The sequence below is a fragment of the Plantactinospora mayteni genome, assembly GCF_016862935.1.
GTDB lineage: Bacteria > Actinomycetota > Actinomycetes > Mycobacteriales > Micromonosporaceae > Plantactinospora > Plantactinospora mayteni.
This window is the reverse complement of the sequence record NZ_BONX01000054.1, coordinates 61,935-80,565: the sequence shown is the minus strand read 5'-3', so window position 1 is coordinate 80,565 and position 18,631 is coordinate 61,935. Positions and strand designations below refer to the sequence as shown.

Here is an 18,631-nt window from a genome sequence, read left to right as displayed (position 1 = left end):
CGTCCTCGCCTGCCGGCCTCGCCAGGGGCCGGCAGGTCTGTGCGAAGACCGTCCGAGACTTCCCCTGCCCGTCATCTGCCAGGGTGCGGTGGCGCGGCGGGTAGTTGCACCGTGACACGGAGCCCGCCATCGGGGCGGGGGGTGAGGGTGAGGGTTCCGTCGTGTGCCTGGGTGATGCTCTTGACGATTGCCAGGCCGAGGCCGACGCCTGAGTGGTCGGTGCGGATGCGTGTGGTACCGCGCTGAAACGGCTCGACAAGCGTGGAAACCATCTGTCGGGTGAGCTGCTCGCCGATGTTGTCGACAGTGAGCACCACAGTTCGGGCGTGGACACGGGTCGTGACCCAGACGGCGCCTTGTGCGGGCAGGTTGTGGACGATCGCGTTGTGCACGAGGTTCGCCGTCATCTGAAGCAGGAGCGCGTGGGAGCCGATGGTCGGGGTGATGTCGCCGGAGGTCTCGATGGTGAGGCCGCGTTTCTGCGCCCCCCATGACCGGACGGCCCCGGCCCGCGCCCTCAGGCGGCTCTGCCTCGGGCGATGTAGACGTTCATGCCGGTGAAGTCGACGGTGATGTGGTAGGGCTTCCAGAAGCTGTGGGAGAAGTGGCCCAGCACGTCGAACCCGTACGGGGCGGGCTTACGGTTTTCGTTCGCGTAGCAGTAGACGTCCCTGGCGGCGGCGGTGCCGATGCGGACCTCCTTCGGATAGCAGGGGTAGACGACGGCTGGGTGGCTGTGGGCGAAAGTCTCGACCGGGCGGTCGTAGTCGGTGCGGATCCGCAACTGCTCGGCCGTTTCGACGGACATGCCCGCGGCGATCTCGCCGGTTCCGCCGAAGTTCACGGCCATCACCCGGGTGCCGGAGCCGGCGATGCTGCCCCTGCTGTGGAGCATGTGCTCACGGGCCAGCCACAGCGGCAGGGGCTTCGCGCCCACCCGGTCGGCGTCGGCGCGTGCCTTCCTGGTCGTTTCGGGGGTGCTGCGCCGCAGGATCAGCGACCGGCCCGCATAGTCGAAGGTGGTCAGCAAGTGGTAGAAGACCCACGTGCCGATCATGCCGTCGTGCTCGGTGGTGACATCTCCACCCGACTCCGACTCCGACCAGCCCACGGGGATGTTGCGCAGTTCGATGCCGCCGATCTTGAACGAGTCCAGCACCCCGAAGTACATCCATATGGCGCCGTCTTTGTAATCGATCTTTTGCTTGGCCACGGCGCTCAGCCCGGCCTCCTCGGCTACCGTCGAGGACACGCCCAGCCACGGGGCCCCGGTGTAGAACGTGAAGCGCTTCGGCGGTCCGCCGTTGACGGTGGCCTCTACCAGCGGAAACGGGTCGAGCTGCTGCCATGGGAGCCGCGCGACGTCGCCGTTGATCTGATACGGCGTGCCGCGGACCGCCGCGAACCATTCGGCATAGATTCCCTCGCCGGCCGCCTGCCAGCGTGGTATGGAGAGGGACAGTTTGTCTTGCCGGATGTAGCAGTCACCCAGGAGTTGGTTGGTGTCCTTGTCGTCGGGTGCGAGTTCGAGGGCCATCCCGAGATACTTCTCAGCCTCGGGAAACCGGTTGGCCAGTAGCCCGACATAGCCGCGCTGGCGGGCCGCGTGCAGATTCGTGGGGTCTTTCTTCAGGATCGCCTCGTACGCACGCCCGGCCCGCTCGAACTTCCCGGCCTTGAACAGTGCGTCCGCGTCACCGCCGGGGCTGGCCTGTGCCATGGCCGACTCACCCAGCAATGGGACGGTCGCGGCGGCACCGGCCAGCACGGCAGCGCCCCGCAACACCGAACGCCGATCCCATTCTCCGTCATTAGCCAATGTGTTCTCCTTCCAGTGCGGCGCCCCGCCGAGGCGGCAGCAACACAGCCGAGGCGGTAGCAACACAGAGGCTGGTTCACCGTACCGGCCGCGACATATCGTCGGCATATCGGAAAATCACATACGCGCCAACAACAGCACGGACTCAGATATGCAGGATGGGCCGGTAGATGAGTTCCTGGGTGTGGCCGTCGAGCGTCCGGCTCTCGATCAGCTCAAGGTCGAAGTCGGCCGCACCCTGGAAAATGGGGTCCAGCCCGGTCTGCCCGGTGATCACCGGAAAGATCGTCACCTGGACGCGGTCGACCAGTCCGGCGGCCATCAACGCCCGGTTCAGCGACAGGCTGCCGTGCGAGCGCAACGGCACCTCGGACTCCTTCTTGAGCCGGGCGACGATGTCGACGGCGTCGCCGCGCACGACGGTCGCGTCCGGCCAGTCGAGGGATCCTTCCAGCGTGCTCGACACCACCGTCGCCGGCAGGTTCCGCATCCGGGTGACCCACGGGTCACGCACCTCGGACTCCTCGGTGCTCGCGGCAACCATCTGCGCGAACGCCCGATACGTGTTGGCCCCGAAGACCATCCGCTGCTCCTGGTCGTACAGGGCGAGGCGGTGGTCGAGCAGCTCCGGGCCTTGCTTGCCCCAGTAGCCGGTCCAGTTGCCGCTGGCGGCGCCGAAGCCGTCGAGGCTGGAAAAGATGTCGAAGGTGTAGGTAGCGGTCATGATGTTCTCCTCGAATCGAGTAACGGTTGATCGGGGTGCGGTGGGACAGACTGGCCACCCGTCGAGTTGCCCAATACATCGACGTGTTTCGGTCACTGCTCACCCGACCGGCAGGTCAGGGCCGGTGCGGCAGCTACGTCACGTGGTCGAGTCGGCCGTCGCCGTTGCGTACTGCGGGCGGCCGGTGGGCCGGTAGACCTGGTTCAGGAACGTCCCGGCCTCGTCGTCCCACGTCGGCGCCTGCCATCCGCCACGCTCGAATCCGCCCCGACGGTCCTCGTCCGGCGCGCCGAGTCCCTGCATGACTCCGTCGACGGTGACCATCGTGGTGGTGGTCAGCTTCATGATCGTGGTTCCCTTCCCGTCGTTTGATGGCCTTGGTTGATCGTCGTTCGGTATGGCCGTCCTCGGGCTGCCTTCACTTCTGCTACGAACGGCGCAGCCTCGATCCGACACGCTCCGCCGAGATTTCGTCGAGAAATTTCCGTACGCGGCGGGGCGAGTTGGGTCCGCCGAGGTACTCGTACGTGAGCCGGGCAGGGGCCAACGCCTGCACCGCCGTCGGGCGGTGGTTGGCGGACCACGGCCGTCGGCGCCGGGTGCAACTGGTTGCGGTCAACGTGCACCGGCACGGTATGTCGCACCGACTTCAGATCGGCTTCGCGCTTGAGCCCGTACCCGATGATCGAGGTCGCCACCCGCGAAGCCCGCGCGATGTTGCGGGCCTGGACCGGGAGCGGGCGTGCGAGGGATGTGTCGAGGTCATGGCGACGGCGCGGGAGCATGCGACGCGCCGAAGATCCGGACCGCCTCGTAGTAGATCGTCGCCAGGCCGTAGCAGGGCGGCCGGAGCGCGTCGGAGTAGGTCGCGCACAGTCGCTACGGCGAGGACCGGCCGGACGATCTACGTAGGATGCCGGAGTCCGCACAGATTCCAGCACGTTCTATATCCGATTCGATGACCGGCTGAGGAGCCCGAGATGGTCACGCATGCGGCACTGGTGTCGGCGTTCGGCCCGCTCTGGGTCGAGACGATGCCGCCGGAGGTCGCCGAGCGCCACTTCGCCAACCCCGAGGACCGGCGGCTGCTGACCGAAGTCGGCATGCCCCAGTCACTCCTGGGCCAACTGTATTTCGGCAACGTCCGGACCGACCCGCCGCAGACCATCAGCCAGGCCCTTGACACCGCGACTCCGGACAAGTTCCCGCCGGAGGTTCGGGATGACATCGTGATCGCCGCAGGCATGGGCGGCTTCGCCTGCCTGTCGCGGTCGGACAACCACATCTACTGGTACGAGCCGGGGAGCGGCGACCGGAAGCTCGCGCTGATCAACACGTCCCTGGAGCGATTCCTTGAGACCGCGTACCAGCTCCGGTTGAAGTTCAAGGGCCTCGACCTGCTCTACAGCGTGGACGAGGACGAGTCGCAGGAAGAGATCGGGGACGAGGTGCGCCGCCTGGTCGGGGAGATCCGCGACGTCGACCGGCCGTCCTTCGACAGCCCGGCCATGTTCTGGCAGCACGTGGTGCTCTTCGCACTGGAAACCCTCGTGTCCGAGGGGTGATGCCCTGGTTGGTCAGTGGACGCACCGTTCTGAACAATGCTCGATGTGTGGCACCTCGTGAGAAAGAGTGAGAGTTGACGTGAACATCGACGAGGCCGTGACCTTCTTCCAGGAGTTCCTCACGGCGGTGTACGAGCAGGACGTCGCCAACCTCGCGGAGCCGGACGATCAGCTCGAACAACGGGTCGCGCGTACGGAGAGCTTCATGTACTCCTCACCCGGCACCAGCATGACGTCCCCGTTCATGCGTCCTCGGGGTCTGCCGGCCGAGGAACTGGCCGAGATCGCGGAGAAGGCGTCGACGCCGGTACGCCGCCCGTTGTACCTGGTCGTGGAGTACGACGTGCCCGGGTGGGGCACCTGCTTCGCGGCCGACGTCGGCGGCGGCAAGGAGACCAACTACATCGCCTACGCGTACCAGTACAGGGCGATGGAGGTCGACGGCGAGCCGAAGATCGTCGCGCAGTACGGGATCGACTTCTACGCCGAGGGACTCGCCTGGGAGAACATCGCGGGAGCGGTGCTCGAGCCCACCGGCGATCCCGTCGCGGTTCGCGCCTTGGAGGAGCCCCGCGTCCCGCGTGACCGGGACGGCTACCAGCGCATCGTCGCGTCGGTTCCGCAGGACGGCGCCTGATACGGCATCAGAGAGCCGGGGCGATTCGCGGAGGTCCTGGATGCTGCGGCCGGCGCGGGCGGCGACGGCCGTCTCCGGGACAGCCGGACAGGAGCGGCCGGATCGGTTGGGTAAGCATCAGCCGACGGCCCGCGTGCGCGGGGAGCAGGCTTCCTAACCGTACGGCTGTCGTTGCGTGGTCTCTTACTGCCCCCTGAGGGGTAGTAGGAGACCACGATCCGAGCCGCACCGGGACGCCGTCAGTCGGACTGTGCGGAACGTCCGGAACGTGCGGAACGTGCGGCCATACAGGGACTCGCTCAACGACCCCGACAGATTCACACGACCTGCCGAATACCACCGGCATCGGGCGGGACGACCCCTCGTAACCGATGGCAGCAGGTAGACCGCGAGCCTTACCCACTCAGAAGCCAGCGGTGGTCTGGGCGATGAACCCGCGCCACTGTCGGGAGCTGAACGTCAAAACTGGCCCCTCCGGGTTCTTGCTGTCCCGTACGAGGACGCGGCCGGGGAGGTTGTCGGCCACCTCGACGCACTGTCCGGTGTCGCTGCGCGACGACTTGTGCCAGTTCGGGGCGGTGTTCACGTCCATTTCTCGGCCGTCCTCATGATCAGTTCCAGGCTTTGGTTACCGGGCAGAGCGTAGTCCCGGATGGCCTCCCATGCGCCTTCAAGGTCCGCCGTGGCGTCCGGGCTCTCGACAACGTGACCCTTCAGGTGTCCTTCGAGGAAGCCGACCGACCGGCCGTCGACGGTCGCGAGCACCATCGGGCCGTCCAGCCCGGCGTAGACGCCGGCGCCGAACGGAACGACCTGCACCCGAACGTTGGGATGCTCACAGACTGTCACCAGAGCCTTCAACTGGTCACGCATGACCGTCGCATCGCCCACTTGGCGGTGCAGGACCCCTTCGTCCACGACCGCGACCAACTGGCAGGGGTCGGGCCGGCGGTACAGGATCTCCTGTCGACCGAGCCGCGTCGCCACCATGCCATCCACGGCGTCCGGGTGGACACGGTATCCCGCCAGGACGGCCCGCGCGTATGCCTCGGTTTGCAGGATGCCCGGGACCAGCAGAGGTTGATAGACCCTGAGCAGGCTCGCCCGGCCCTCGCTCTCGAAGAACGGCCGATACCAGATCGGAGTGAGTTCCCCCATCACGAACTTCCGGTAGAACTCCATGAACGTGGTCCCGAACGCGCGATCCACGGCTGTCAGATAGTCCGGGAGCGCTGCGCGCTCGCCTCGCTCCACGGCGCCGACGTGCTTTGCGGAGAAGTGGACCCGCCCCGCCCACGCCTCTTGGGTCAGGCCGAGGAGATCCCGTGTGCGGCGAAGGTCCTTTACCAGATATTCGCTTGCAGACATAGGCTTTCACGTCCCCCAAATGACTTCGGCGTTCATGGTCATATTCGATGGCTTGCCTGCGGGTTTCCCGTGCCCGACCAGCATCTTCCGCCGTAATGGGGCCACGGTCCAGGGTGGAATCCAGGCACTTGCCCGCCCCCGTGACCTTCCAATTCGGGTGGGTGCCTACGGGGGCGGTGCCAATGGTCGGAGCCGGGCGCCGCCCCCGTCCACATTCCGCCGACGGGAGGCAGCATGAAATTGCGCCGCAGAATCAGGCCGTATCACCGCCGCGACTGGCGCCGACTCTGGCGGTACTGCCGGTGTGGCTTTCGGTGGCGTTGCCCGGACTCGGTCGAGCTGGTGCCGATGCCCTACCAGCCACCACCAACTCCGCCGCTGTCCCGCGCGGACTACCGGGCCGCCGTCCGCGCGACGGCATCCGTGCCGGCCCCACCGACCACACCCCGCACCAGGGCCACCAACCGTCGCCACGGCTGGGACGGACCCACCCACTCCCACCTGGCCAACGGCCGCGCGGGCGGCCTGACTCCGGCACAGCAGCACCGGTCCCGGCACAGCGCCGCCCGGTCGTGACCGCGTGATCGGGCCGCAGGAGCGCTGGTACCGGCACATGCGGCGGAACGCGCGGCGCTACCCGGCCGGTCGGCACAGCCCGACGCAGTCGTACCAGTGTCAGACCTGCTCCGACCCCTGGCCGTGCGCGCCGGCCCGCCTTGCCCTGCTGATCGGCTTCCGGGGTGACCGGGTGGGTCTGATGATGTACCTCGCCTCCCACCTCGCCCGCGCACTGCAAGCCCTGCCAGACACGCACCCCGCGCTGATCGCCGGCCAACTCCTCTACTGGGTGCCCCGCCGCCGCCGCTGATCCCCTGCCCCTGACCGCCTCATCACCCCCTGGCCCGCCCCGGACCGCCTCCCCCGGTCCGGGGCGGGCCGCTTGCCGCACTCCGGCCAGGCCCAGGTCGGGCCATACCTCCGATGTATGTAGGCGATCTCGCGGCATCCCCTAGCGCCAGAGCGTTCAAAAACATCACGGCAAGGGATTGACGGATGCAAGACATCCAATGTTAACTGCAAGTCACAGACATGAGTCGATGGTTACCCACAGGTCAGCGACCTCGGGTGGCTCACCGGCCCGGTCCGTCTCGACGTCGCTCCCCGTTTTCGGCGGATGGGGAGCTGCACCGGCCTCCGGGGCGCGAGACATCTTCCCACCGGACGATCTAGAAGGGGATCGTGTCGATGAAGGTGAGTACGCCGATCCGCGTCATGCTCGCCGCCCTGCTCACGGGCGGCCTCGTCGCCACCGGCCCGGCCGTCCCGGCCGCAGCGGCGCCCACGGACGCCGCGTTCAATTCGAGCACCGGCGCGCTGAACGTCAACTATGCCAACTACCTGTCGAAGCACGACATCGTCTACAACCGGCCGAACACCAACCCGCTGCACGGGCTGACCGTCGGCAACGGGCGCACCGGGGCGATGGTGTGGAGCCAGAACGGCCTGTCGATGCAGGTCTCCAACGTCGACCTGGCCCAGCAGTCGACCTATGCGGCCGGCAACGTCAACCTGTTCAGCAATCCGCAGTTCGACAGCGGCTACAGCACCTACCAGCAGCGACTGTCGCTCTATGACGGCACGCTGACCACCCGCTACGACAACAATCGCACCATCACCATCATGGGCTCGCCCAACTCCGAGGTGATGGGCATCCACGTCGAGGACAGCCGGCCGGGGGTGACCAGTGTCGGGCTCGACCTGAGCCTCTGGGACCTGAACAGCGTCCAGAACATCGCCGACGTACCCAACCTGACCACCTGGCGCACGGCGAGCACCTTCGCCGACTCGACCGGGGTGGGGATCAGCCGGGGCCAGGCCGACCCGAACAACTTCGGCTACACCCTGGCGGCCACCGTCGAAGGCGCGAGCTATACGTCGCAGGTGGTCAACGGCACCCGGGTACGCCTGAACATCACCCCGACCAGCAGCTACACCGTCTGGTTCACCGCCGCCTCCCGGGTCAACTCCCCGGGGCAGAACTCGGTGCAGCAGGCGAAGAACCAGCTCGCGGCGGTGAAGTCGACCGGCTACAACACCACGCTCAACAACTACCGCAACTGGTGGCACGACTTCTGGGCGAAGTCGTTCGTGCAGTACTCCAACGCGGGCGGGGACGCCGACTATCTGGAGAACGTCTACTACCTGGCCACCTACATGATCGCGGCGGGCGGGTTCGGCAACTATCCGCTGCACTTCATCAACGGCGTCTTCCGGGCCACCCAGGACAACTCGAAATGGAGCAACGGCTACTGGTACTGGAACCAGCGCGACGTCTACAACTCGTTCCTGGCCAGCAACCACGTCGACCTGATGGCCGGGTTCAACCGGCTCTACAGCCGCAATCTTGCCGCGCTGAAGTCCTACACCACGACCCGCTACGGCAGTGACGGGCTCTGGGTACCGGAGACGATGGGCTGGGACGGCAACGCCCGGGGCACCATCAACAGCGACTACGTCAACGACCTCTACTCCACCGGTACCGAGGCCGCCTACAACATGTACCTGCAATACCGGTACACCAACGACGAGGCGTACCTGCGGAACACCGCGTACCCGTACATGCGGGAGGCGGTGAAGTTCTACGAGGACATCCTGAGCCGGGACTCCTCCGGCCGCTACTACATGGCGAACTCGAACTCGCACGAGACGTACTGGGACGTCCGGAACGCGATCACCGACCTGGCGGCGGTACGGCTGCTCTTCCCGCTGACGATCCAGGTGAGCCAGCAGCTCGGGCTGGACCCGGGACTGCGGGCGAACTGGCAGAACATCGTCAACAACCTGGCGCCGTACCAGATCCAGAACGGGGCGTACCTGCCGCACGACCCGCCGATCTCGCAGACCCGGAACAACGAGAACGTGGCGCTGGAACTCGTCTGGCCCTACGACCAGACCGGGATCGGCTACCCCGACCAGCAGACCGCGGTCAACACCTGGAACGTCCGGCCGCACCCGTACGGCAACGTCTGGTCGAACGACCACGTGCACGCCGCCCGGCTCGGGCTGGGCAACCAGGCGTTCCAGGGCATGAAGACGATGCTCCAGAAATACCAGAACTACCCGAACGGGATGACCAACAACACCAACGGGGTCTTCGAGTATCTCGGCATCCACCTGGCGGCGATGAACGAGTCGCTGATGCAGTCGTACAACGACAAGATCCGGGTCTTTCCGGCGGTGCCGACCGACTCCAGCTTCGTCGGCAAGTTCAGCCTACTGGCCAAGGACGGTTTCGTGGTCAGCTCCGAGCGGGAGGCCGGCGAGATCAAGTACGTCGGGCTGCGCAGCCTGCACGGCAAGCAGGCCCGGGTGGTGAACCCGTGGGGCGGCCAGGAGGTACGCGTCCGGCGTACCTCGGACAACGCCATCCTGACGACCAGCTCGGCCGGCGAGATCACCTTTGCCACGGCGGCGAACACGAACTACGTGGTGGAGCGGACCGGCAAGCCGCTCTCCAGCTACTCCGCGACCACGCTGACCGGCAGCGCCAACCAGGGCGTGAAGTCGCTCTCCGGCACCGCCTCGACGCTCGGCCTCGGCGGCGGCCCCGGCAACCCGGGCGGCGGCGACCTGGTCAACAACACCCTGTTGACCTACGACGCCAACTGGCACCTCACCACCGCACGCGGCTACGGCGACTACAACGACGACACCCACCACAGCAACACCGTCAACGCCACCGCCTCCTACACCTTCACCGGGACCGGCGTCGAATATCTCTCCGAACGCTTCAGCGACATGGGGAACGTCGACGTCTATCTCGACAACGTGTTCCAGGCGAACGTCAACCTGAACGCCTCCGGCGCCCGCCAGGCCCAGCAGGTCGTCTGGCGCAGGACCGGGCTGCCCAACGGCAGCCACACGATCCGGATCGTCAACAAGACCACCTCGGTCGGCATGATCGACGCGCTTCGGATCCTCACCGGCGGCACCCAGCCGACCGGCGCGGTGGCGCTGCGCGCCCAGGTCAACGGCCAGTACGTCAGCGCCAGCAACGCCGGTGCCGGCAACCTGATCGCCAACGCCGCAGCCGTCGGGTCGTGGGAGCAGTTCGACCAGGTGGACCTCGGCGGCGGCAACATCGGGCTGCGGGCCAGGGTGAACAACCAGTTCGTCTGCGCGGACAATGCCGGGGCCAACCCGCTGATCGCGAACCGGCCCTCGGCCGGGGCGTGGGAGACGTTCGCCCTGGTCCGCAACTCGGACGGCTCGGTCAGCCTGCGGGCGACGGTGAACAACAAGTACGTCGTCGCCGAGAACGGCGGCGCGGCGGCCCTGATCGCCAACCGGGACTCGATCGGCCCCTGGGAGAGGTTCGACCTGGTCTCCGTCTGAGACGTGCCACGGCCGGCGGGTCCACCCCCGACCCGTCGGCCGTGGGGGCGGGACAGTCGCATCCCGGGTGTCCCGCCGGCAGCACCTCCGGGTCGGGCGTCGGCGGCCCCGCCCCGGACCACACCGCACCATTGCACCCCTGTCCCGGGTGACCGGGCCCGGTCGGGTCCCGGCCCCGGGCCCGTACGCCCGTCGACGACCGGGCCGCACCCCACCCACCACCAACCGAAACCGCCGGAGCGCGCCAATGAACCGAAGAACCCCTCCGCGTCGTACCGTCGCCGCCGTCGTGCTGGCCACCGTCGCCGCGCTGCTGCCGCCGCTGGTCGCGGTCAGCGTCGCCGCCCCACCGGCGACCGCCGCACCGCCACCCACCACCCAGTTCGAGAAGGTCAAGCTCGACGGCGGGCTCTCCATGGGCGAACCGATCGAGCTGTCCGTGCTGCCCGACGGCAAGGTGCTCTATATCAACCGGGGCACCAGCTCCGGCGGCGGGCAGGTCCGGCTCTACAACCCGGCCACCAGCTCGACCACCGTCGCCCTGACGTTGCCGCTCGACGCCCGGTTCGAGGACGGGCTGATCGGCATCACCCTGCACCCGCGCTTCGCCACCAACCGCTGGGTCTATCTCTTCTATTCGCCGGTCGCCACCCCGCTGGTGAACCGGATCTCGCGGTTCACCTTCAACACCAGCACGCTGCAACTGGGCGGCGAGACGAGGCTGATCGAGTGGCCGACGGAGCGGCGGCTCTGCTGCCACTCGGCCGGCTCGATGACCTGGGACAGTCAGGAGAACCTCTACTTCGCGGTCGGTGACAACACCAACTCCGGCGGCGACTCGGCCGGGATGGCGCCGATCGACGAGCGCCCCGGCCGCGACCCGCAGTATGACGCGCAGCGGACCTCGGGCAACACCAACGACCTGCGCGGGAAGATCAACCGGATCCATCCGGAGGACAACGGGACCTACACGATCCCGGCCGGCAACCTCTTCGCGCCGGGCACCGCGCAGACCCGGCCCGAGGTCTACATCATGGGGGTACGCAACCCGTACCGGATCTGGGTCGACAGGAAGAACTCGAACACCCTGTACTGGGGCGAGGTCGGGCCGGACGCGGGTGCCACGATCGCCAACCGGGGACCGGCGGCGTACGACGAGTACAACCGGGCCACCGCGCCGGGTAACCACGGCTGGCCGTACTGCGGTGGGCCGAACGTCGCCTACAACGACTGGAACTTCGCCACCAACTCGCCGCGCGGCTGGTTCCCGTGCGGCGGCGGTACCGGTCCGGTCAACGACTCGCCGAACAACACCGGCCAGCGGCAGTTGCCGGCGACCCGGGGCGCGCTGGTCTGGGAGCAGCACGGCGGCAGCAAGGAGTGGCCGGCACTGGACAACCCGGGCGGCTGCGGCTCGCCGAACCACGCCGAGGTCTACCACTACGACCCGAACCTCAACTCCGAGGTGAAGTGGCCGGCGTACTACGACAACAAGCTGATCATCACCGAGTACTGCCGCAACTGGATCAAGGAGGTCCAGTTCGACAACGGCAACGCCCGTACCGGCAGCCCGACGATCATCGAGCCGGTGCTCGCCGGGATGCAGTTCGTGCACCCGATCGACATGGAGTTCGGCCCGGACGGCTCGCTCTACCTGCTGGAGTACGGCAACGGCTACTTCTCCGGTGACGTCGCCGCCGGGCTCTACAAAATCAACTACGTCGCCGGTGGCCGCTCCCCGACCGCCGTCGCCTCGGTCAACCGGGACAACGGGCTCGCCCCGCTCCAGGTCAGCTTCTCCAGCGCCGGCAGTTCCGACCCGGACGGCGACCCGCTGACGTACGCCTGGGACTTCGACAGCAACGGGACCGTCGACTCGACGGCGGCGAACCCGACGTACACCTACACCAGCAACGGCGACAAGCGGGCCCGGCTGACCGTCAACGACGGTACCGGCCGCTCCGGCACCACCCAGGTCGCCATCGTGGTCGGCAACAACCGGCCGACGGTCACCCTGGACGGACTGCCCAACGGCGGCCTGATCTCCTGGGACGAGAACGTCACCTCCACCGGCACCGCCAGCGACCCGCAGGACGGCACCGTGCCCTGCGCCAACGTGGTGATCCGGGCCGCGCTCGGCCACCAGGAGCACGCACACGAGGAGGGGCAGGGCAGCGGCTGCGGCTTCACCGTCAACACCGGACCGGTGCACGCCGGCCCGGACGCGGTGCTCTTCTTCGTGCTCCGGTCGAGCTACACCGACCGGGGCGCCACCGGATCGGTGCCGCTGACCGGGGAGAAGGAGATCACCCTCTGGCCCAAGCAGTGGCAGGCCGAGCACTACGTCTCGCTGAACGGCCCGCAGGTGATCAACGCCGCCGGGGCCGAGGGCGGCCGGCGGCTCGGCGACATCCAGACCGGCGAGTACGTCCGGCACCACGCGGTCAGCCTGAAGGGCATCACCGGGGTACGGGCCCGGGTCTCGTCGGACAAGGCCGGCAACGTCGTCTCCTTCCGGTACGACTCGCCGACCGGCCCGGAGGTCGCCAGGGTGACCGTGCCGAACACCGGCGGCTGGGACAACTACACCGAGGTCACCGCCCCGGTGACAAAGCCGGACGACGGCACCCACGACCTCTACGTCGTCTTCACCGGCGGCAGCGGCGGCGCCCTGCTCGACCTGGACAGCTACACCTTCACCGGTGCCGGGGTCAGCACCCCGGCCGGCGGTGGACCCGGGCCGCGTACCGGGCCGATCCGGGGGATGAACAAGTGCGTCGACGTCAACGCCGGTGGCACCGCCGACGGGACCCGGGTGCAGATGTGGGACTGCATCGCGGGCTCGGCCAACCAGCAGTGGACGCTGCCCGGCGACGGCACGGTCCGGGCGCTCGGCAAGTGCCTGGACGTGGCGGCCAGCGGTACCACCAACGGCACGCTGGTGCAGCTCTGGACATGTAACGGCACCGGGGCGCAGCAGTGGGCGGCCGGTGCCAACGGCAGCCTGCGCAACCCGCAGGCCAACCGGTGCCTGGACATCCCCGCCTCCAACCCGAGCAACGGCCGGCAGTTGCAGATCTACGACTGCAACGCCTCCGGCGCACAGAACTGGACCCTGCCCTGACCCCGACCGAACCACGTCCGTCGATCGGCTGATCCCCCAGTGATCCGACCCGGCGGCCGGCTACGCCGATGGCCGGTCGTCGGTACCGCCGCCCGTGTCCCGGGCGACGGAACCGCCCGGGGGCTGCCCCTGCCGACAGGCAGCCCCCGGGCCCCAACCCCCTCGCTAGGAGTTCGCAAATGCGCAGACGTCTTCTCGCCTCGGCAGCCGCCACGGTGGCCGCCGGACTCGCCCTGGCCGGCGCAATCACGGTGCTGACACCGGCACCGGCACCGGCCGAGGCCGCCCCGCTGACCCGGGTGCTGGTCTTCTCCAAGACCGCCGGTTTCCGGCACTCCTCGATCGCACCCGGGATCGCCGCGATCCGGCAGCTCGGCACCGCCAACGGCTTCACCGTGACCGCCACCGAGGACGCGGCGGCGTTCAGCACCGGCAACCTCGGCCAGTACCAGGCGGTGGTCTTCCTGAACACCACCGGCGACGTACTCAACGCCGGGCAGCAGAGCGCCTTCGAGTCGTACATCGCGGGCGGTGGCGGGTACGTCGGGGTGCACGCCGCCGCCGACACCGAGTACGACTGGGCCTGGTACGGCGGGCTGGTCGGGGCGTACTTCGCCTCGCATCCGGCGACCCAGCAGGCGAGGATCCGGGTGGAGGACCGGGGCAACGTCTCCACCTCGCACCTGCCGGCGAGCTGGACCCGCACCGACGAGTGGTACAACTACCGGACCAATCCCCGGTCCCGGGTGAAGGTGCTGGCCAGTCTGGACGAGTCGTCGTACAGCGGCGGGTCGATGGGTGGCGACCACCCGATCACCTGGTGCCAGAACTACGGCGGCGGGCGTGCCTGGTATACCGGGCTCGGGCACACCGACGAGTCGTACTCGGATCCGAACTTCACCCGGATGCTGCTCGGCGGCCTGCGGATCGCCGCGGGCGCTGCCCCGGCCGACTGCCGGCCCGAGACCGGCTACACGGCGATCTTCGACGGCACCCAGGCCACCTTCGGGCAGTGGCGGCAGGCCGGGCCGGGCGGCTTCACCCTGGCCGACGGCACGCTGACCTCGTTCGGCGGGATGGGGCTGCTCTGGTTCCCGGTCCGCACCTACGCGAACTACTCGCTGAAGGTCGACTGGATGATGCCGGGCGACGACAACGGCGGGGTCTTCATCGGCTTCCCCGACCCGCAGGGTGACCCGTGGCGGCCGGTCGACGCCGGCCACGAGATCCAGATCGACGCCACCGACGGCGACCCGTCCCGGACCACCGGCAGCGTCTACAGCTTCTCCGCGCCGAACGCCGCGATCCGGGACGCCGCGCTGAACCCGCCCGGCTCGTGGAACAGCTACGAGATCGGCGTGCACGGCCAGCGGGTCGAGGTCTGGCTCAACGGCGTCAAGGTGAACGACTACACCAGCGGCCGGAACATCGCCAACGGCTACATCGGACTCCAGAACGACGGCGCCGGGCTGGACATCAACTACCGGAACGTCCGGATCAAGACCGACGGGCCGACCCAGCCGCCCGCCACCGACCTGGCCCGGGGCAAGTCGGTCACGGCCACCAGCGTCGAGCCGGGCAGCCCGCACGTGGCGGCGAACGCGGTCGACGGCAACTCCGGTACCCGCTGGGGCAGCGCGTACAGCGACCCGCAGTCGATCACCGTCGACCTCGGCGCGTCGTACCCGTTGAACCGCGTCCGGCTGAACTGGGAGACGGCGTACGGCCGGGCGTACCAGATCCAGGTCTCGCCGAACAACTCGACCTGGACCCAGGTCTACGCGACGACCACCGGGGACGGCGGCGTCGACGACGTGCCGATCTCGGCGTCCGGCCGGTACGTCCGGATCACCGGTACCCAGCGCGCCACCCAGTGGGGCTACTCGCTCTGGGACCTCAACGTCTACGGCGGCTGACCGCCACTCCGCCCGTCCCCACCACACGTGGGCCGCGCCCCGCGACCCGGGGCGCGGCCCGCGCACCCCCGCCACCCGAAGGAAGGTCCCCCGTGACACCGCACCCCACCAGACGACGACCGTGGTCGTACGCGACCGCGACGGTCGCCACCGCCGCCGCGATCTTCGCCGCGCTGCCGATGGTGGCGGCCCAGGCCGATCCGGTCCCCGCCGCCGACTACCAGCAGGTCACCCTCGCCACCGGCTCGGCCGAGATCGGCGAGGCGATGTCCCTGGCCGTGCTCCCGAACCGGTCGGTGGTGCACACCGCCCGCAACGGCACGGTCCGGGTCACCGACGCGGCCGGCAACACCAAGGTCGCCGGCACCATCCCGGTCTACACCCACGACGAGGAGGGGTTGCAGGGCGTCGCCGCCGACCCGAACTTCGCCAGCAACCGCTACGTCTACCTCTACTACTCGCCGCCGCTGAGCACCCCGGCCGGGGACGCCCCGACCACCGGCACCGCCGCCGACTTCGAGCGCTGGAAGGGGCACCTGCGGCTCTCCCGGTTCACCATGAACGCCGACGACACGCTGAACATGGGCAGCGAGCGGGTGGTGCTCCAGGTGCCGAACGACCGGGGGCAGTGCTGCCACGTCGGCGGGGACATCGACTTCGACGCCGCCGGCAACCTCTATCTGTCGACCGGTGACGACACCAACCCGTTCGAGTCCAACTCGTACACCCCGATCGACGAGCGGACCAACCGGAACCCGCAGTTCGACGCGCAGCGCTCGTCGGGCAACACCAACGACCTGCGGGGCAAGGTGCTGCGGATCAAGCCGCAGGCCGATGGCACCTACACGATCCCGGCCGGGAACATGTTCGCGCCGGGCACCGCCGGGACGCGGCCGGAGATCTATGCGATGGGCTTCCGGAACCCGTTCCGGATGAGCGTCGACAAGGCGACCGGGATCGTCTACCTCGGCGACTACGGGCCGGACGCGGGCGTCGGCGACGCTAACCGGGGGCCGGGCGGGCAGGTCGAGTTCAACCGGATCACCTCACCGGGCAACTACGGCTGGCCGTACTGCACGGGCACGAACACCACGGCGGAGACGTACAACGAGTACACCTTCCCGTCCGGGCCGTCGCAGGCGAAGTACAACTGCGCCGGCGGGCCGACCAACAACTCGTTCCGGAACACCGGGCTGACCACCCTGCCGCCGGCCAAGCCGAGCTGGATCAAGTACGGCGACGCCGGCTCACCGCCGGAGTTCGGCAGCGGTTCCGAGTCACCGATGGGCGGCCCGGTCTACCGGTACGACGCCAACCTCAACTCCAGCGTCAAGTTCCCGGCCTCGCTCAACGGCCGCTTCTTCGCCGGTGAGTACGGCCGGCGCTGGATCAAGGCGATCGCGGTGAACGCCGACGGCTCCCCCGGGGAGATCAGCGACTTCCCGTGGCGGGGTACCCAGGTGATGGACCAGGCGTTCGGCCCGGACGGCGCGCTCTACGTGCTCGACTACGGCACCGGCGCGAACAACCAGGCGCTGTACCGGATCGAGTACATCGGCGGCGGCAACCGGAACCCGATCGCGGTCGCCACCGCCAACCGCACCTCCGGTCCGAGCCCGTTGACCGTGAACTTCTCCTCGGCCGGCAGCTCGGACCCGGAGGGTGGGGCGCTGAGCTACCTGTGGACGTTCGGCGACGGGACGACGTCGACAGCGGCGAACCCGACGAAGACGTACACGGCCAACGGGACGTACAGCCCGACGCTGCGGGTCACCGACCCGGCCGGGCTGACCGGCACCGCCAGCCTGGTGGTGACGGTCGGCAACTCGGCGCCGACGGTGAACCTGACCGTGCCCGGCAACGGTGCGCTGTTCAGCTTCGGCGACACCGTTCCGTTCCAGGTGACGGTGAGCGATCCGGAGGACGGCACGATCGACTGCGCCCGGGTCCGGCTCACCTACGCCCTCGGGCACGACAGCCACGCCCACGAGATCACCTCCAAGACCGGTTGCTCCGGCACCATCAGCGTGCCGGTGGACGGTGAGCACGACGCCGCCGCGAACATCTACGGCGTCTTCGACGCCAGCTACACCGACAACGGCAACCTCACCTCGCACAGCATCCGGACGCTGCAACCGAGGCACCGCCAGGGTGAGCACTTCGGCGCCCAGTCCGGCGGGGTGCAGACCGCCGAGCACGCCGCCGCCGAGGGCGGTCGGACCGCCGGATTCATCGACAACAACGACTGGATCTCGTACCAGCCGTACCAGCTCGGCAACGCCACCCGGTTCACCGCGCGGGTCTCCTCCGGCGGGCCGGGCGGCACCATCGAGGTCCGGACCGGCTCGGCCACCGGTACCCTGCTCGGCACCGTCGCCGTGCCGAACACCGGTAGCTGGGACACCTTCACCAACGTCTCCACCAACCTGACCAACCAGCCGTCCGGGACGACCACGCTCTTCCTGGTCTTCAAGGGCGGTGCCGGCAACCTCTTCGACGTGGACTCGTTCACCTTCGCCACCGGCAGCACCGGCGGCGGACCGGCGACCGGGCTGCGGGCCACGGCCAACAACCAGTACGTCAGCGCCGTCGGCAGTAGCCCGCTGATCGCCAACAAGGCAAGCATCGGGGCCACCGAACAGTTCGACCTGGTCGACCTGGGCGGCGGCAACGTCGCACTGCGGTCCCGGAACACCGGGATGTACGTCTGCGCCGAGAACGCCGGGGCGAACCCGCTGGTCGCCAACCGGGCGGCGGCCGGGGCGTGGGAGACGTTCGCCCTGGTCCGCAACCCGGACGGCACGGTCAGCCTGCGGGCCACGGTGAACAACATGTACGTCGTCGCCGAGAACGCCGGCACCGAGCCGCTGGTCGCCAACCGGGCCGCGATCGGCCCGTGGGAGAAGTTCACCCTCGTCGACGGCTGAACCCTCGTCAATAGCTGATCCCTTGCCAACCGGCTGAACCCCTCGTCAATAGCTGGACCCTTGCCAACCTGAACCGCGCGGCGCACGCGCCCCGACCTCCACCTGCGGCCACGACGGACCGCAGCGGGAACTGGAAGGGGCTCGCTGAGCACCGCC

At 68.6% G+C, this 18,631-nt stretch carries 13 protein-coding genes; 7 read left to right on the top strand and 6 right to left on the bottom strand.

Annotated elements, in window-relative coordinates; genetic code table 11:
- Window positions 1-71: 71 nt before the first annotated feature.
- From Pma05_RS35255 to Pma05_RS35240, 4 genes are all read right to left on the bottom strand, one after another.
- Window positions 72-407, bottom strand: a complete 336-nt coding sequence (locus tag Pma05_RS35255; protein ID WP_203861857.1) for a sensor histidine kinase — start codon at window positions 405-407, stop codon at window positions 72-74.
- A gap of 110 nt (window positions 408-517) precedes the next feature.
- Window positions 518-1,819, bottom strand: coding sequence for an aspartyl protease family protein (locus Pma05_RS35250; RefSeq protein ID WP_203861856.1), 1,302 nt, complete (start codon window positions 1,817-1,819; stop codon window positions 518-520).
- A gap of 145 nt (window positions 1,820-1,964) precedes the next feature.
- Window positions 1,965-2,543 (bottom strand): dihydrofolate reductase family protein, encoded by a 579-nt coding sequence (locus Pma05_RS35245; protein WP_203861855.1) that lies wholly within the window; start codon window positions 2,541-2,543, stop codon window positions 1,965-1,967.
- Window positions 2,544-2,681: 138 nt separating this feature from the next.
- Window positions 2,682-2,888, bottom strand: a complete 207-nt coding sequence (locus Pma05_RS35240) for a hypothetical protein (protein ID WP_203861854.1) — start codon at window positions 2,886-2,888, stop codon at window positions 2,682-2,684.
- Between the two features lie 635 nt (window positions 2,889-3,523).
- On the opposite strand from Pma05_RS35240, the gene Pma05_RS35235 reads away from it, so the two are divergent.
- Window positions 3,524-4,108 carry an SUKH-4 family immunity protein gene (locus Pma05_RS35235; protein ID WP_203861853.1) on the top strand — a complete coding sequence of 195 codons (585 nt, stop codon included), beginning with the start codon at window positions 3,524-3,526 and terminating at the stop codon, window positions 4,106-4,108.
- 79 nt (window positions 4,109-4,187) lie between these two features.
- Entirely contained in the window at window positions 4,188-4,745 is a 558-nt protein-coding gene (locus tag Pma05_RS35230; RefSeq protein WP_203861852.1) for a hypothetical protein, read from the top strand.
- A gap of 403 nt (window positions 4,746-5,148) precedes the next feature.
- On the opposite strand, the gene Pma05_RS35225 is transcribed toward Pma05_RS35230, so the two are convergent.
- Window positions 5,149-5,337 carry a DUF397 domain-containing protein gene (locus tag Pma05_RS35225; RefSeq protein ID WP_203861851.1) on the bottom strand — a complete coding sequence of 63 codons (189 nt, stop codon included), beginning with the start codon at window positions 5,335-5,337 and terminating at the stop codon, window positions 5,149-5,151.
- On the bottom strand, window positions 5,328-6,113 hold the full coding sequence (locus tag Pma05_RS35220) for a helix-turn-helix domain-containing protein (RefSeq protein WP_203861850.1): 786 nt from the start codon (window positions 6,111-6,113) through the stop codon (window positions 5,328-5,330). Before Pma05_RS35220 ends, Pma05_RS35225 begins: the two co-directional genes overlap by 10 nt.
- A 580-nt stretch (window positions 6,114-6,693) precedes the next feature.
- Between Pma05_RS35220 and Pma05_RS35215 the strand changes: the two genes are divergently transcribed.
- The 5 genes from Pma05_RS35215 to Pma05_RS35195 all read left to right on the top strand — a co-directional run bounded on the left by Pma05_RS35215 (window position 6,694) and on the right by Pma05_RS35195 (window position 18,475).
- Entirely contained in the window at window positions 6,694-6,981 is a 288-nt protein-coding gene (locus Pma05_RS35215) for a hypothetical protein (RefSeq protein ID WP_203861849.1), read from the top strand.
- A 377-nt stretch (window positions 6,982-7,358) separates the two neighbouring features.
- On the top strand, window positions 7,359-10,508 hold the full coding sequence (locus Pma05_RS35210; RefSeq protein ID WP_239313765.1) for a glycosyl hydrolase family 95 catalytic domain-containing protein: 3,150 nt from the start codon (window positions 7,359-7,361) through the stop codon (window positions 10,506-10,508).
- Window positions 10,509-10,755: 247 nt separating this feature from the next.
- Window positions 10,756-13,632, top strand: a complete 2,877-nt coding sequence (locus Pma05_RS35205) for a ricin-type beta-trefoil lectin domain protein (RefSeq protein ID WP_203861848.1) — start codon at window positions 10,756-10,758, stop codon at window positions 13,630-13,632.
- A gap of 179 nt (window positions 13,633-13,811) precedes the next feature.
- Window positions 13,812-15,548 carry a ThuA domain-containing protein gene (locus tag Pma05_RS35200; protein WP_203861847.1) on the top strand — a complete coding sequence of 579 codons (1,737 nt, stop codon included), beginning with the start codon at window positions 13,812-13,814 and terminating at the stop codon, window positions 15,546-15,548.
- A gap of 179 nt (window positions 15,549-15,727) precedes the next feature.
- The gene (locus Pma05_RS35195; protein ID WP_203861897.1) at window positions 15,728-18,475 is read left to right on the top strand and encodes a PQQ-dependent sugar dehydrogenase; all 2,748 of its coding nucleotides are present in this window, start codon (window positions 15,728-15,730) and stop codon (window positions 18,473-18,475) included.
- Window positions 18,476-18,631: the final 156 nt, after the last annotated feature.